This is a genomic window from Erythrobacter donghaensis (assembly GCF_002155425.1).
GTDB lineage: Bacteria > Pseudomonadota > Alphaproteobacteria > Sphingomonadales > Sphingomonadaceae > Erythrobacter > Erythrobacter donghaensis.
Genome location: NZ_MUYG01000006.1, coordinates 89,719 through 104,578, shown reverse-complemented (window position 1 = coordinate 104,578; position 14,860 = coordinate 89,719). Strand labels below are relative to the sequence as shown.

Below are 14,860 nucleotides of genomic sequence, written 5' to 3'. Positions count from 1 at the left end.
TCCTGCTGGTGAGTGTTCGCGCGCGCTGTTAGGGGGGGTTCATGGGAAACGCAAACATTCCGAATGTTACAATCCGCCCCGAAGAGGCAGATTTTTTCGCAAAGCTGGCGCGCGACTGGTGGAATCCGAAAGGCCCGATGGCCTCGCTCCATCAGGTGAACCCGGTGCGCCTCGCCTTCGTGCGGGACGCGATCGATGCGCATTGGCCTGATGCGCGGGTTGCCGCCAAGCCGCTGGCGGGCAAGAGCGCGCTCGATATCGGCTGCGGGGCAGGGCTGCTGTGCGAACCGCTCGCCCGACTGGGCGGTGCGGTGACGGGCGTTGATGCGGCGGCAGAGAATGTCGCTGCAGCGGCGGCCCATGCCGAGGGGGTGGGCCTCGATATCCGCTACATGGCGGGCGAGGTTGCGACGCTCGATATCGGCCAGTTCGATCTGGTCACCAGCGTCGAGGTGATCGAGCACGTGGCAGACAAGCCCGCCTTCCTGCGCGATGTCGCGGCGCGGCTGGCCCCCGATGGCCTGCTGGTCATGTCCACCCCCAACCGCACCGCCGCCAGCCGCGTGCTGCTGGTCGGCGCGGCGGAGGCGGTGGGATATGTCCCCAAGGGAACGCACCACTGGAGCGACTTCGTTACCCCCGATGAACTCGAAGCGCTGCTGGCCGAGGTCGGCCTGACGGTGACGGCGAAGCGCGGCATCGCGTGGCGGCCCGGCAAGGGGCTGCACCTGTCCGACGACATGGCGCTCAACTACATCCTCAGCGCGCGGCGGGCCTAGCGGCTCAGCATTTCGCCATCTGGAACGAGGTCGCCTCGACCCCGATGTTCGAGACGATCTCGACCCGCAGCGTGCCGCCCTTTGCCAGAACATTGCGCACCCGGCTCATGTCGCACAGGCGCGGGCCCAGGGTCTCGCGGGCGACGACGGAATCGAGCGTGGCATTGCCGGTCGGCGTGTCGAGGACACGCAGCACCAGCATGTTCCCGCCGCTCACCGCAGCCTCAACCCGCGACGATTTGAATTCATTCGACAGCATCCCCGTGCCGCGGTTGTTGAAATGCTTCGCCGCGCTCTCTAGCGCCTCATCGAGCGTCTGGGGCCCGCCGCATCCCGTGACGAGCGCCATTGCGGCCAGAAGCCAGACCTGTTTCATTCTGCGACCCCCTCAAGCAAGTTGGAGGGTCTTAATAGGCTGAAACGGTGAAGAAATCGTTGTCCGGCACCTGCGCCCAGATGGCGATCAGGGGCAGTTGCGCCCCTTCAGCGGCCCATCGGAGAACACCCCCGCTACGCCCGCCGCCTTGAGCAGTGCGGCAAGCTTCACGTCGCCGCAGCCCTTGCCCCTCGGGTCGTCGCCCGTGCGCAGCATTGCGGGCAGGAAGTCATTCTCGGGGCGGATCGTCCAAGCGTGCACGTCGAGCCCCGCCGCCTTCGCATCCGTCACCAGCGATGTCGGCGTGCCCTCGGGGGCGAGCACCATTCCGATATGCGCCCCCACCGCGTCGGCATATTTCGCCACTTCGGCGAGCCCAGTGGGCGTCACCATCTCGGCATAGCGCATCGACGGTTCATCCGCCGGGCCGCCGAGTGGCTCGATCAGCTGCACCAGCCGGAACCCACCGCCTCGCTGCTTGAGGCGCTGCAGCGGCGCGATTTCGAAGCTCTGGATGAACACCGGGTCTTCGGGCTTGATCCCGAGCGCCCCGAACTCGCGCAGCAGCAGGTCGACAAGGTCGATGTCTTCGCTCTGGAGCAGGAAATTGGGATGCTTGAGCTCGGGATAGAGGCCGATCCGCCGCCCGGTCTCGGCCTCCTTGGCGCGCACCAGCGCGACGATGTCGGTAAGCGTCGGCACCTGCCAGAGCCCGTCGAAGCGCGCATTGGCGGGGCGCAGCGAGGGGACACGCTCCTTGACGCGCAAGGTGCGCAGTTCGGCGAGGGTGAAGTCCTCGGCAAACCATCCCGCGACCAGCCGACCGTCGATGGTCTTTTCGCGGCGGCGGTCTTCAAACTCCTCGCGGCGCGCGACATCAGTGGTGCCCGAAAGCTCGTTCTCGTGCCGCGCCACCAGCACCAGATCCTTGGTCGCGACCAGATCGGGCTCGATGTAATCCGCCCCCTGATCGATCGCGCGTTCATAGGCGGCCAGCGTATGTTCGGGCCGCTCGGCACTCGCGCCGCGGTGGGCGATGATCAGCATATCGTCTCCCTGCGCCAGCGCCGGAGAGGCCGCTGCGAGCAGCGCGGCAAGGATCAGGCGGGGCTTAAACATCGATTGCTCCTAACGCGGCGGTGAGCCGTTCGTCTCCCTGCCCGGCGATCCGCACGAAAGGCGCGCCTGCATCGAGCAGCACCTGCTCCACGATCCTTGCAAACCTGTGACGGTCTGCCGGGTCGCTGAAGAAGCGGGTGCCGTCGTCCACCCATGGCAGATCGGGTTCGAGCAGCAGGTAGAGATCGGCCTTGGGCGCTTCCATCAGTTCGGCGGGGCGCATGCCGAGCAGCATCTCGGTCCACGCCGCGGTCATCAGCGCATCAGTATCGGCGATCAACAGCGGCCCGGCCCATTCGGCGGCGGCGGCTATCATTGCGGTCTGGGCGCGGCCGATGAGGAGCAAGTCGTCGAGCGTCAGCGGTTCGCGGTGCGCTTCGCAATGGCTGCGGCCATATTCGCCGACGGTGAGCGCGCCGGTATCTCTGGCGAGCGCGGCAGCGAGGGTGGTCTTGCCGGTGCTCTCCGCGCCGTGGAGGCAGACGGTGCGGCGGTAATGCGCCTGCACGGGCTTGGGGAGGAAGGCCCAATGCGCCGCCGGATCGGCCCGCACCGCGCTGGCCGAGAGGCCCGATAGCGGATCCTCCGTCAGCCCCAGCACCCGGCCCCCGAGCGGCACGAACAGCCCGCCCACCTGCCGCGCCAGCTCCGCCCCGTAATCCTCGCCCGCAAAGAGATAGTCGATGGGTTCGGGGTGTGCGGCAGCGACGATCCCGCGCCAGATCGGCCAGAAGTCGGGGGAGTCCTCCGGGGTCTGCGGTACGATGTCGCCATGCCCCACCACCCGGCAATCGGGGGCGAGGCCCTTCATCCATCGGAGCCGCGCCTCGCCTGCGATAGGGTCGTCCGGCAGCCAGCATACCAGCACCGTCAGCTCGTCCACCAGCGCCCGCGCGGCGTGGATCAGCGCCAAGTGCCCCGCGTGCGGGGGCATGAACTTGCCGAGCAGGAAGCCGCGCTTCGTCACGCGACGATGGCCTCACCACTGCGCGCGGCCTTCGCCCATTGGACGAGCCCCGCGCCCGCCAGCGCGAGGAACACCACATAGAGCCCCGCGGTCAGGTAAAGCTCGCGGTTGAGGTAGACCCCGATCGACAGCACATCGATCGCGATCCACAGCGCCCAGTTCTCTACCCGGCGCAAGCCCAGCAGCACCTGCGCCACCACGCTCGCGCCCGCGATGGTCGCATCGGCATAGGGCAGCGCCGCATCGGTGAAGCGCGCCATCGCCCATCCGATACCGATGCTCGAAACCGCGACCAGCGCCAGCGCGGCCAGCCGCGCGCGCCAGTCCATCCAGTGCACGCTCACCACCTGCGCCACCCCCCCGGCGCGCGCCCACAGCCACCAGCCCCAGCCCTGCACGACGAAGAAGAACACCTGCAGCCCCGCCTCGCCATAGAGCCGCGCCTCGGCGAAGATGACGGAATAGAGCGCCACCATCGCCATGCCGAAGGGGTAGTTCCAGATCGACCGGCGCACCAGCAGGCCGACATTGGCAATGCCGAGCGCAACGGCGATGATCTCGAGCGGGTTCATTTCGGGCGTGTGGCTTAGCCGAGCGCGGCGGCCCATTCCTCGGGCTTGAAGCCGACGAGGATGCCTCCGTCATGCTCCACGATCGGCCGTTTGATCACTGATGCATTGGCGGCGAGCAGCGCGGGGGCGGTGGCCGCATCCGCGGCGCGCGCCTTGTTGTCATCGGACAGCGCGCGGTAGGTCGCGCCCTTGCGGTTCACCACCACATCCAGCCCCGCTGCGGCGATCCAGCCGGCAATGCGCTCGGGCTCCGCCCCCTCCTTCTTGTAATCGTGGAAGGTATAGGCTCTGCCCTGCGCGTCGAGCCACGTGCGGGCCTTCTTGACCGTGTCGCAGTTGGGGATGCCATAGAGGTGGATCACTCTTAACTCCGTTCGGGCTGAGCCTGTCGAAGCCCTGCTTTTCACTTCGGAGCGCAGAGCGGTAAGGAAGTGCTGCCCTTCGACAAGCTCAGGGCGAACGGGTCAAGGGCGTTTTCCCAGATGCGCGTCGGCAATCGCCACGGCGAGCGCGTCGGCGGCATCACTCCCCGCGATCTGCACGCCGGGTAGCAGCACCTTCACCATCGCCGCGACTTGCGTCTTTTCCGCCGCCCCGGTGCCGGTGACCGCTTTCTTGACCAGCCGCGCGGCGTGTTCGTTGACCGTCAGCCGGGCCGCTCCGCAGGCCGCCAGCACCACGCCGCGCGCTTGGGCGAGCTTGAGCGTCGATTGCGGGTTCTTGTTGACGAAGATTTCCTCCGCCGCCGCGCGGGTGGGCCGATGTTCGGCGATCACCGCCGCCAGCCCTGCCTGAAGCGCCGCCAGCCGGTCGGCCATGGGGGCTCGCGGGTCGGTCTTGATCTGCCCGTTGGCGACATGGCTGATCCGCGCGCCCTCGCTGCGGATCACGCCCCAACCGGTCGAGGACAGCGAAGGATCGAGGCCGAGGATCAGCACGCAGTTACAGCCCGACCCTGAAGCCAAGGCGCCACAGCATCGCAAGGAGGAAAGTGGCCGCCAGTGCCATTGCCAGAAGCCACTCGCGCAGCTTCAGCCCAACTTCTCCATCACTTCGTCGGAGATTTCGTAATTCCCCCACACGGTCTGGACGTCGTCGTCATCGTCGAGCGTGTCGATCAGCTTCATCAGCGTGGTCGCGGTCGCTTCGTCGACGTCGACGGTGAGCGAGGGCTTCCAAGCGAGCTTCACGTTGTCCGCCGGGCCGAGCACCTTTTCGAGTTCTCCCGCAACGCCGTGGAGGTCTTCGGCGGCGGTCCAGATGGTGTGGCCGTCTTCCGAGCTTTCGACATCATCCGCGCCCGCCTCGATAGCGGCTTCAAGGACTTTCTCCTCATCGCCCGCAGCGGCCGAATATTCGATCAGCCCGCGACGTTCGAAGCCATGGCTCACCGAGCCTTCGCTGCCGAGGTTGCCGCCGTTCTTGCTGAATGCGGTGCGCACGTTGGTGGCGGTGCGGTTGCGGTTGTCGGTCAGCGCCTCGACGATCAGCGCAACCCCGCCCGGGCCGTAGCCCTCGTAGCGCATCTCGATATAGTCCTCGCCGCCCGCCTGTGCGGCCTTGTCGATCGCGCGCTGGATGTTGTCCTTGGGCATCGACTGTGCCTTGGCGGCGTTGACCGCGAGGCGCAGGCGCGGGTTCATGTCGGGATCGGGCATGCCCATCTTGGCCGCCACGGTGATCTCGCGCGAAAGCTTGGAGAACATCGCCGCGCGTTTCTTGTCCTGCGCACCCTTGCGGTGCATGATGTTCTTGAACTTGGAATGGCCTGCCATTGGACGACTTCACCGGAATGTTGGAAATGGTGGCGCGGGCCTTACTCCGGGGGGCGCAGGGGATGCAAGGGTGCGTGCGATGACCTTGGGCGAACGGCTGGCGGATATCGGGCAGTTCGCTGTGCGGCCGACTTACGCTCCTCGTTCGATGGCCTGGGGAGGGCCGGCAGCGGCGGCGTTGCTGGTGCTGCTGGCGCTTGACCTTACGGTCGGATTGGCGGCGGTCAAGGCTTTGGCATTGCTGGGAAATACCGCGACGGGCGGGCCGATGCCGACGCTGGTGGAAAGTGACAGCACCCTGGCTGTGCAATGGATGGAAGCGCTGCTGCTTGCGCCGGTGCTGGAAGAACTGCTGTTCCGCGGCTGGCTGACAGGCCGCATCGCCACTCTCAAGCTGGCGGCATGGGGGATGGCGGCGATGGCCCTGCTGATCGTGAGCGAGAGCCTTCCCGATCAGTATGGCGGTCCGCTGTCAAAAGGCACGGTTACCGGAATGATTATCGCGCTGATCCAGTGGCGTCGCACCCGCCACAGCGAAGCCAGCGTGCCGGAGTGGTTCGTGCGCCACTTCCACTGGATTGTGTGGGGCAGCACCCTGCTGTTCGGGGCGATCCATTTCGGCAATTTCGAGACGCTGACCCACCCGCTCGGCCTCCTGGTGGTGCTGCCGCAGACCATTGGCGGATTGCTGCTCGCCTACACCCGGACGCGGCTGGGGCTGAGGGCGGCAATCGCGCACCATTTTGCCTTCAACGCGGTGTGGATGGCGGCGCAATCCGCCGGATGGTAGGCCCTCAGACCCGCACCGCAGTCCCGCTCGCCGAGACCATCAGCATAGAGCCGTTGGGGCCGATCACCTCGTAGTCGAGATCAATCGCCACCACCGCGTTGGCGCCCAGCGTTGCCGCTTCGGCCTGCAGTTCCTCGATCGCCTGCTTGCGCGCGTCGGCCAGAATGCGCTCATAGCTGCCCGAGCGCCCGCCGACGATGTCGCGGATATTGGCGAAGAGATCGCGGAACACATTCGCGCCGACGATCACCTCTCCGGTGACGATGCCGAGATAGTCCTGAATCGGACGGCCCTCCAGCGTCGGGGTGGTGCTGACGACTATTCCGCGCGAGTCTTTCCAGGGGGATGCCATTGTTCGTCTCTCCATTCAAAGCCGTGTTATTGAAATAACACAGCTGGACAAAACTGCAACGGCATCCCGTGCTGGATCACGCCATCCCGAGCGCGTTCTTGTAGGTTTCCAGCAGCATGTCCTGCTCGCTGCGATCGTCGGGCTTCATCTTCCTGAGGCGCACGATCTGGCGCATGATCTTGGGGTCATAGCCGACCGCCTTGGCTTCCATGTAGACGTCGCGGATATCGTCGGCGATGCCCTTCTTTTCTTCCTCGAGGCGTTCGATGCGCTCGATCAGCAGGCGCAGGCGGTCGTCGGTGGCGTCAGCCATGGGGGTCTCCATCGGAAAATGAGAATCGGTTGGCGGGGCGATAGCCAGCCCGCGGCCCCGATTGAACCGCCCGCGAAAATTATTCCTGTGCGTTCTTCGCGACGCTGGCTTGCATCCGGGCGAGCTGCTCCTCGGTCGCGGGGGTCTGGCGGGACGCCTTCCATTCGGCGCTGGGCATTCCGTGGATCACTTCGCGCGCCGCTTCCTTGTCGCCTTCGTAGCCCGCATCGCGGATCCAGTCGGCGAGGCAGTTGCGGCAGAAGCCCGCCAATCCCATCAGATCGATGTTCTGCGCATCATGGCGATGCCGCAGGTGGCGCACCAACCGACGGAAGGCGGCAGCGGCAATCGCGTCGTCGAGTTCATCCAGCGCGTCGAGCGGATCGGCATTGCTATTCATCGCGGCTTTTCCTTGAGTTGAAAAACGGGTGTGCCATAGGCGAGCGTAACTAGGGATCACCAAAAATGTCACGACGCGATCAGTCACGGATCGACCCGCGCGGCCGCAAGGTCAAGATTCTCGCCACCATCGGCCCCGCCAGCCGCTCGCCCGATATGCTTGAGAAGCTGGTGCGCGCCGGGGCCGACGCCTTCCGCCTCAACATGAGCCACGGCAGCCACGCCGATCACGAGCCGGTGGTCGCCGCGATCCGCGCGCTGGAAAAGCAGTTTGCCCGGCCGATCGCGATCCTCGCCGATCTTCAGGGGCCCAAGCTTCGGGTCGGCACCTTCAAGGATGGGCAGGCGGTGATCCGCCATTCGGGCCACTTCGTGCTCGATCGGGACGAGACACCGGGCGATGACAACCGCGTCTGCCTGCCACACCCGGAGCTGTTCGGGATCATGCATCGCGGCCAGCGCCTCCTGATCAATGACGGAAAGATCCGGCTGAAGGTGCTGGAGGCGGACGACAGCCGCATCCTGTGCAGCGCCGAAGTCGGTGGGGTGATTTCGGACCGCAAGGGCGTCAACGTCCCCGATGCCGAAGTGCCGATCCCCGCGCTGACCGAGAAAGACCGCCGCGACCTCGCCTTCGCGACCGAGCATGGGGCGGACTGGATCGCGCTAAGCTTCGTGCAGCGGCCCGAGGACATTGCCGAAGCGCGCAAGCTGATCGGCCACCACGGCACCGCGATCTGCGCCAAGATCGAAAAGCCCAAGGCGGTCGACCGGCTGGATTCGATCATCGAACTGGCCGACGGCATCATGGTCGCGCGCGGAGACTTGGGCGTGGAGCTGGAACCCTATGAGGTGCCGCCGCTCCAGAAGAAAATCGTCAACATGGCGCGCCGCGCGGGCAAGCCGGTGATCGTGGCGACGCAGATGCTCGAATCGATGATCGAGGCCCCGACGCCGACGCGCGCAGAGGTCTCCGACGTCGCCAACGCGGTCTACGACGGGGCCGATGCAGTAATGCTCTCGGCCGAAAGCGCGGCAGGGGCTTGGCCGGAGGAATCGGTCGCGATGATGGACCGCATCGCGGTGCAGGTGGAGCGTGACGAGGGCTACAAGGCGCGCGTGCGGATGCTCGACACCCCGCCCGATGCGACCACCTCCGACGCGCTGGCCCATGCCTGCATGACCATCGCCGACACCGTGCCGATCAGCGCGATCACGGTGTTCACCTCGAGCGGATCGACCGCGCGGCGCGTGGCGCGCGAGCGGCCCGCGACCCCGGTGCTGGTGCTCACCCCCTCGATGCGCACCGCGCGCCGGATGGCGCTGCTGTGGGGTGCGCACGCGGTGGCGACCAAGGATATCGGCAGCTTCGAGGAGATGATCGGCAAGGGCAAGCGCATGGCGCTGCGCCACGGCTTCAGCGAAGCGGGCACCCGCCTTATCGTGCTGGCCGGGGTGCCGTTCGGAACCCCCGGCGCGACCAACCTGCTCCACGTCGTCAGCGTGGCGGGCGATGAGCTGGAAAAGCACAAGGGCTGACAATGGGCGACGCGGTGGATTGGGGCGGCCAATGGTACGCCGCCGAACACCTCGAGGACCTTGTTGTCTTCCCGCGCGAACTGGCCCGCGAGCTCTGCCCTCAGCATGTGCTCTACGGGCGCAAAGTCGTTTTGATCGCGCGGCACGACGGAACGGACGATGTGCTGTTCCGGCTGGAGGATGGCTCCGTTGCGCAGGTGCATCTGACTTGGCACCGCGAAACCGATCCGCGCTGGCCGGGGACAGTCATTTATCCCAGTCTTGCCGCCTGGCTCGCGGTCCCGGCACAGGATCGCTGACTCGCACCCTCAGAACGACTGGCTGACCCTCAGGTTCAGGCGCGGCGAATTGTCACCCGTGTCGTAGCGGTCCTCCGTGAGCGGCACGGCCACTTCGAAATCGAGGTCGAGATCGCGGGTGATGTCGGTGCGTAGGCCCGCGCCGCTCGATGCGAGCGTTCCGCTGCCCACTCCGGTGCCGAGGTTCGACACCGTCCCGCCATCGGCAAAGGCATAGAGCTGCACATTGCGCGCGGCGCCCAGCGCCTTGGGCCAGTCGTAACGCAGTTCGGCCGAGCCCGCGACGCCCTCGTCCCCCACACGCTGGGCAAAATCATAGCCGCGCAGGAAGCTGTTGCCGCCAAGCGCGAAGCTTTCGCCCACCAGCAGCGATGCGGTGGAGAGCTGGCCGGTGCTTGCCAGCTGTAGGCTGACGCGCGGGGCGATCCCGCGCCGCCAGTTCAGCCACCATGTCAGCGTGGTGAAGTCGGGCACCGCATCGAAGCGCGAGGCAAGCGGGTCGCCGGCGCGGCTGGCGTCGAGGATCGGCAGGCCCTGACTCACCGTCGCCCGTCCCTGAAGCGTGCCCCCCGCCAGCGGGCCGTATCCATAGAAACCCAGTCGCGCCAGCGCGATTCGGTCATGCCGGGCGAGGCTGCCCGCGACCTTCTGCCGCAGATCCTGCAATTCGCCGCTCGCCTCCAGCCAGAGGCTGCGGGCCTGGGTGCGCAGCAGCGGATGGCGCAGGCGCAGACCCGTCTGCCATCCATCGCCCCTGAGCTCGCGCGCGGCGAGATAGGCGCCGGGCTCGGTGCGCGAGTATGATCCGAAGGCGCCGATACTGGTGCCCGCGTCATTGACGATCACCGCATAGCGCGCGCTGAAGAAGGCCAGTTCGTCCGGCTCGAACGGGGTCATCGACACGCTGAGGTCGACCCGGTCGCGCGGGGAGATCAGCCCGTTGGCATCGAAGGCGATCCGCGCGCGCACCGGGCCGAGTGGCTTGGTGCCATCGGTGGAGACCTGCACATTGCCGCTGGCATCGCTGCGCCCCGCATCGACCACCAGCACGCGCCGGGTGCCGTCGCGTGCGAATCGGGTCGAGCGGATCCACACGCCGGGCAGATCGTCGGCCAGCAGCACCGCGCGCTGAAGTTGTGCGAGGGTGACGGGCGCGGGGCCGACCAGCGTTTCGAGCTGGCGGCGGATCGCCGGATTGTCGCTGCCCTCGATTCGCACCGCGTCGATCGTGCCCTCGTCGATCCGCACCCGCAGCGTTCCGCCGGTGAGCGTCTGTTCGGGAATCCAGGCGGTGGCGAGGAGATAGCCTTCGTCCCGCGCGCGAGCGGCAAGGGCATCGGTCAGCCGGGCGAGCTCCACGCGGTCGAGTGGACGTCCGGCAAAGGGTTCGATCACATCGGCAAAACTCGCGCGGTCGAGCACGGTCAGCCCGTCGATCACGATCGCGCCGACATCGAGCGTCTCGCCGACCGGCCCGGCAGTCGACCCGTTGAGCACGGGCCGTGCCTCGATCCGGATCGGGGTGGAATCGCGGGGGGGCTCTTCTTCGCGGGTCACCTGTGCGCCCGGATTGGTCCGGTCGAGCGCATCCTGCGCCGCCAGCGGAGTCGCCAGCAGCACGCAGCCGAATGCGCAAACCTTAACCGGACGCGAAGTTATCATGGGCCCCCGAAACAGAAACGAGCGCGTTGCCTACATCCGAAAGGTTAACCAATGCTCAGTGTAAGTCCCCATTAACCAATCGCTTAAACGTGATAGGCGAGTCTTCGCACTATGTGGCAGGCATGGAGAAAGCCATGCGCAATCTGTCACGCCTGCTTCTGCCCCTCGTCCTGCTGCTGTTCAGCGGCGTGCCTGCGCTTGCCCAAAGCGGCGGGTGGAGTGTGAGCGAAACCAAGGGCGTTGTCGTGGTGATCGACGCCAAGGGCCAGCGCGCCGCCAAGGCGGGCACGCCGCTGGCTCCCGGAGCGACAGTGCGCACCGAGGCGCGTTCTTCCGCAGTGCTCGTGCGCGGGCGCGAATTCGTGACGCTGCGCCAGAACGCCCAGCTGCGCATTCCCCTTCCTGCGCAGCAGAAAGAGCGCGGGATCATCCAGATCATTCAGGATTATGGCAGCGCGCTGTTCAATATCGGCAAGCAGCCCAACCCGCATTTCGGGGTGGAGACGCCCTATCTGGCGGCGGTGGTGAAGGGCACGACCTTCGTCATCACGGTAAGCGGCGAGGGCGCAAGCCTGCAAGTGACCGAGGGTGCGGTGGAGACCTCGACGCTCGATGGGGGCGCGCGCGACCTGATCCTGCCCGGTTCGGTGGCGATGATTGCGGCTGGCGACCCGCTGCGCATGGTGGTGGAGGGTGAAGGGCGGCGCGTGATCGATTCGCCCGCACGCCCGGCTGGCGGGCCTCCCGCAGTCTCGCCCGGTGCGGGTGGGCTACAACCAGCGGCGGCTTCGGGCCAGGGCCGGGCCCGGATCGAGCAGGCGATTGTCAGCACGCCCAGCGACCTCGGTGAAATGTCGCGCGGATTCGTCTCGGGCGAAGTGACCGCGCTGGCGGCGGTGGTGGCGGCCGACAACACGGCCCGCGGCAACGCCCCGGCCTTCGGAAACTCCGCCGGACGCAACGATGACGGGAACGGCAACGGCAACGGTGGCGGCAGCGGCAATGGCGGCGGCAACGGTGGAGGAGGCGACGACGGAAAGCCGGGCAACGGCAACGGCAACGGCAACGGCAACGGCGGCGGCAATGGCGGCAACGGCAACGGCGGCGGAGGCGACGACGGGAATCCGGGCAACGGGAACGGCAACGGCAACGGCAACGGCAACGGCAGCGGCGGCGGAAACGGCAACGGTAACGGCGGCGACGACGACGGCGATTACGGCGACGATGGCGACGATGGCGATTACGGCGACGATGGCGATGACGGCGATGACGGTGACCGTGGCAACGGCAACGGCAACGGCAACGGCAACGGCAACAACGGCAACGGAAACGGTAACGGCGGCGGAAACGGCACTGGCAATGAGGGTGGCGGGAACGGGAACGGCAACGGCGGCGGCAACGGCAATGGTAACGGCGGCGGTGGTAACGGCGGCGGGGGCAATCCGGGCCGCCAGAGCTTCGACCTCGGCCTCGAAGCGCGCCTTGGCGCTGACGTGAATCGCCGCTGAGGGCGCTCCGACGGTCATCATGCCCCCCTCGCCACTGCGCTCCGCAAACCCCTCCGGCAAGTCTGCCGCATCCCTCCCGGCCGATAGCTGGCGCATCCTTGCGCTGATACTCGGCGCGCTGGTGTTGGCCGTGGCGCTGACGGCCGCGGCGGGACTGTGGCGCGGCGCCGACCAACGGCTCGAGGAGCTGTCCTTCGGCCTCTTCGACCGCCCGGCCAGCGGACAGGTCCACGTTGTCGAAATGGACGCCGCATCAATGGCGACCATCCAGCGCTGGCCCTGGCCGCGCGATCACTACGCCCGCGCGGTGGCCGCGCTCGATGCAGCCGGAGCGCGCTCGATCAGCTTCGATGTCGATCTTTCCAGCGCCGGCGATCCCGCAGGCGACCGTGCGCTGGCTGAAGCCATCGCCGCCGCGCGCGCGCCGGTCGCACTGGCGACCTTCGCGCAGCGGGCGGGCACGGGCGACGAGCGCAAGCTCGATTCGCTGCCGATCCCGGCCTTGCGCGATTCGGCGCATCTCGCCTCGGTCTCGGTCGCACCCGACGCGGACGGCTATGTGCGCCATCTGCCGCTGGGCACTGTCACCGGCGGGGCAGCACGCCCATCGCTGGCTTCGTTCGTCAGCGGGCAGAGCGGCATGGTGGACCAGCTTTTCCCGGTCGACTTCGCGATCCGCCCCGATTCGATTCCGCGCCACAGCTTCGTAGCGATCGAGCGCGGGATGATCCCGCCCGGCAGCCTTAAAGGCAAGGACGTGATCATCGGCGCGACCGCGATCGAACTGGGCGATCGCTATGCGGTGCCGGAGCATGGCGTGATCCCCGGCGTGGTGATTCAGGCCATCGCCGCCGAGACCCTCGCGCAGGGCGTGCCGCGCTATGGCTCCTGGTCGCTGCCGCTGGCTGTGGCGGCGCTGATGGCGCTGGTGGTGCTGATCGCACGGAGCCGCAGCGCGGTGTGGCTGCGCAGCGGTGCGGCGCTTGCCTTGATGGTGATCGGCTGGCTCGCGGCCCGGCAGGCCTTGGGACTGTGGTTCGAAATCGCCCCGGCGCTGGCGCTTCTGGCGGCGGCGGGCGCGATGCGGCACCTTTCGCTCGCCCAGCGCTTCGGTGCGTTGCGTCGCCAGATCGACCCGCACAGCCAGCTTCCCAACCGCCTCGGCTTCGAGGCCCGCCCGTCCGCGCCGAGTGATCGCTTCGTCATCGCCGCCCAGATCGACGATTTCGACGCGCTTCAGCTGGCGGTGGACAATGCGGGTCTGGGAGCGCTGCTGCGCCGGCTTGCCGAGCGTCTTGAAGTCGCCACCGGCGCCGGCCAGATCTACCGCATCGAGGAACGCACGCTGCTGTGGGTCTCCTCACTGCAGATCGACGAGATCGAGGCGCAGCTTGCAGGCCTGCGCGCGATGATGCGCAGCCCGTTCGAGATTGCCGGGCGCAGGCTGGGCGTGGGGCTGACCTTCGGCGTGGCCGATTGCGGCGCGAGCGATCCCGCCGCCCGCGCCGCCCACGCGGCCAGCCTCGCCAAGCGCGCGGGCAAGCACTGGCGGCTGGACGACGAGGCTTCGGACACGGCGGCTTCGGACCAGTTCTCGCTGCTGGGCGAGCTTGAAGGCGCGCTCGAGGCCGGGCAGATCGTCCCGTTCTATCAGCCCAAGCTCAATCTCAGGACGGGCGCGATCGACGCGGTCGAGGCGCTTGTGCGCTGGCAGCATCCCGAGCGCGGCTTCCTGCCGCCCGATTGCTTCATCCCGCTGTTCGAGGAAACCGGGCGGATCGACGATCTGACGCTGGCGGTGTTGCGGCAGGCGCTGGCCGACATGCGCCGCTGGCGCGAGGCCGGGCTGCACATCGGCGCGGCAATCAATATCTCGGCCGTGCTGCTCTCCTCGGAAAGCTTCGCCACCCGCGCGCTGGCGCTGGTGGAGGCGGGCGGGATGCCAGCCGGTGCGGTGACCTTCGAAGTCACCGAAAGCGCGCAGTTCGAAGACGTTGCGGTCGCCATCGCCACGCTGGAGCGGTTCCGCACGCGGGGCATCCGCATTTCGATGGACGATTACGGCACCGGCCAGTCGACGCTCAACTACATCAAGCTCCTGCCGCTGTCGGAGCTCAAGATCGACCGTATGTTCGTCGCCAACGCCCATATCGACCGGGGGGATGCGCTGCTGGTGCGCTCGACCATCCAGCTGGCGCACGAGCTGGGCCTCAAGGTGGTGGCCGAGGGGATCGAGGAGCAAGCCTGCCTTGCCTTCCTCGAGCGGATCGGCTGCGACTATGCGCAGGGCTATTATATCGGACGGCCGCTCAAGGCAGACGATCTGGCGGTGCTGGCGGCGGCTTCGGACCCAAACCGCGAACGACCGCTTCCCGTCGCGGCGGCGGCCTGATAGCTTCCGCCCCGGCAA

Annotated in this window: 17 protein-coding genes; 6 read left to right on the top strand and 11 right to left on the bottom strand. The window is 67.4% G+C overall.

Translation table 11 applies throughout. The features are described from left to right. Window positions 1-41: 41 nt before the first annotated feature. Entirely contained in the window at window positions 42-779 is a 738-nt protein-coding gene (gene ubiG, locus BZF59_RS01865; RefSeq protein WP_086606545.1) for a bifunctional 2-polyprenyl-6-hydroxyphenol methylase/3-demethylubiquinol 3-O-methyltransferase UbiG, read from the top strand. Window positions 780-783: 4 nt separating this feature from the next. On the opposite strand, the gene BZF59_RS01860 is transcribed toward ubiG, so the two are convergent. The 7 genes from BZF59_RS01860 to BZF59_RS01830 all read right to left on the bottom strand — a co-directional run bounded on the left by BZF59_RS01860 (window position 784) and on the right by BZF59_RS01830 (window position 5,588). After that, entirely contained in the window at window positions 784-1,155 is a 372-nt protein-coding gene (locus BZF59_RS01860; RefSeq protein ID WP_086606544.1) for a hypothetical protein, read from the bottom strand. A gap of 87 nt (window positions 1,156-1,242) precedes the next feature. Continuing rightward, complete coding sequence (locus BZF59_RS01855; RefSeq protein ID WP_086606543.1) at window positions 1,243-2,274, bottom strand: glycerophosphodiester phosphodiesterase family protein; 1,032 nt, start codon at window positions 2,272-2,274, stop codon at window positions 1,243-1,245. Further along, entirely contained in the window at window positions 2,267-3,241 is a 975-nt protein-coding gene (locus BZF59_RS01850; RefSeq protein WP_245805970.1) for an AAA family ATPase, read from the bottom strand. The genes BZF59_RS01855 and BZF59_RS01850 overlap by 8 nt, the downstream gene beginning before the upstream one ends. Continuing rightward, window positions 3,238-3,849, bottom strand: coding sequence for a nicotinamide riboside transporter PnuC (pnuC, locus tag BZF59_RS01845; RefSeq protein WP_342744102.1), 612 nt, complete (start codon window positions 3,847-3,849; stop codon window positions 3,238-3,240). Before pnuC ends, BZF59_RS01850 begins: the two co-directional genes overlap by 4 nt. After that, entirely contained in the window at window positions 3,828-4,175 is a 348-nt protein-coding gene (locus BZF59_RS01840) for a Spx/MgsR family RNA polymerase-binding regulatory protein (protein WP_086606541.1), read from the bottom strand. The genes pnuC and BZF59_RS01840 overlap by 22 nt, the downstream gene beginning before the upstream one ends. 102 nt (window positions 4,176-4,277) lie before the next feature. Next, a complete protein-coding gene (gene ruvC, locus BZF59_RS01835) occupies window positions 4,278-4,751 on the bottom strand; it encodes a crossover junction endodeoxyribonuclease RuvC (RefSeq protein WP_086606540.1) in 474 nt (157 codons plus the stop codon). A 93-nt stretch (window positions 4,752-4,844) separates the two neighbouring features. Further along, entirely contained in the window at window positions 4,845-5,588 is a 744-nt protein-coding gene (locus tag BZF59_RS01830) for a YebC/PmpR family DNA-binding transcriptional regulator (RefSeq protein ID WP_086606539.1), read from the bottom strand. A 79-nt stretch (window positions 5,589-5,667) separates the two neighbouring features. On the opposite strand from BZF59_RS01830, the gene BZF59_RS01825 reads away from it, so the two are divergent. Continuing rightward, window positions 5,668-6,378 carry a CPBP family glutamic-type intramembrane protease gene (locus BZF59_RS01825; protein ID WP_158094252.1) on the top strand — a complete coding sequence of 237 codons (711 nt, stop codon included), beginning with the start codon at window positions 5,668-5,670 and terminating at the stop codon, window positions 6,376-6,378. Window positions 6,379-6,382: 4 nt separating this feature from the next. On the opposite strand, the gene BZF59_RS01820 is transcribed toward BZF59_RS01825, so the two are convergent. From BZF59_RS01820 to BZF59_RS01810, 3 genes are all read right to left on the bottom strand, one after another. Next, complete coding sequence (locus BZF59_RS01820; RefSeq protein WP_211277334.1) at window positions 6,383-6,730, bottom strand: heavy metal-binding domain-containing protein; 348 nt, start codon at window positions 6,728-6,730, stop codon at window positions 6,383-6,385. A gap of 76 nt (window positions 6,731-6,806) precedes the next feature. After that, window positions 6,807-7,043, bottom strand: coding sequence for a DUF2312 domain-containing protein (locus BZF59_RS01815; RefSeq protein ID WP_086606733.1), 237 nt, complete (start codon window positions 7,041-7,043; stop codon window positions 6,807-6,809). Window positions 7,044-7,122: 79 nt separating this feature from the next. Then, on the bottom strand, window positions 7,123-7,443 hold the full coding sequence (locus tag BZF59_RS01810; protein ID WP_086606538.1) for a DUF1244 domain-containing protein: 321 nt from the start codon (window positions 7,441-7,443) through the stop codon (window positions 7,123-7,125). Between the two features lie 65 nt (window positions 7,444-7,508). Between BZF59_RS01810 and pyk the strand changes: the two genes are divergently transcribed. Further along, a complete protein-coding gene (gene pyk / locus BZF59_RS01805) occupies window positions 7,509-8,981 on the top strand; it encodes a pyruvate kinase (protein WP_086606537.1) in 1,473 nt (490 codons plus the stop codon). Between the two features lie 2 nt (window positions 8,982-8,983). Further along, complete coding sequence (locus BZF59_RS01800) at window positions 8,984-9,280, top strand: hypothetical protein (protein ID WP_211277333.1); 297 nt, start codon at window positions 8,984-8,986, stop codon at window positions 9,278-9,280. Window positions 9,281-9,289: 9 nt separating this feature from the next. On the opposite strand, the gene BZF59_RS01795 is transcribed toward BZF59_RS01800, so the two are convergent. After that, window positions 9,290-10,942 (bottom strand): ShlB/FhaC/HecB family hemolysin secretion/activation protein, encoded by a 1,653-nt coding sequence (locus BZF59_RS01795; RefSeq protein WP_086606536.1) that lies wholly within the window; start codon window positions 10,940-10,942, stop codon window positions 9,290-9,292. A gap of 134 nt (window positions 10,943-11,076) precedes the next feature. Between BZF59_RS01795 and BZF59_RS01790 the strand changes: the two genes are divergently transcribed. Both BZF59_RS01790 and BZF59_RS01785 read left to right on the top strand, forming a co-directional pair. Next, window positions 11,077-12,450: a FecR domain-containing protein gene (locus BZF59_RS01790; protein WP_158094251.1), complete on the top strand. Its 1,374-nt coding sequence runs from the start codon at window positions 11,077-11,079 to the stop codon at window positions 12,448-12,450. Window positions 12,451-12,469: 19 nt separating this feature from the next. Further along, entirely contained in the window at window positions 12,470-14,842 is a 2,373-nt protein-coding gene (locus BZF59_RS01785; protein ID WP_086606534.1) for a putative bifunctional diguanylate cyclase/phosphodiesterase, read from the top strand. Window positions 14,843-14,860: the final 18 nt, after the last annotated feature.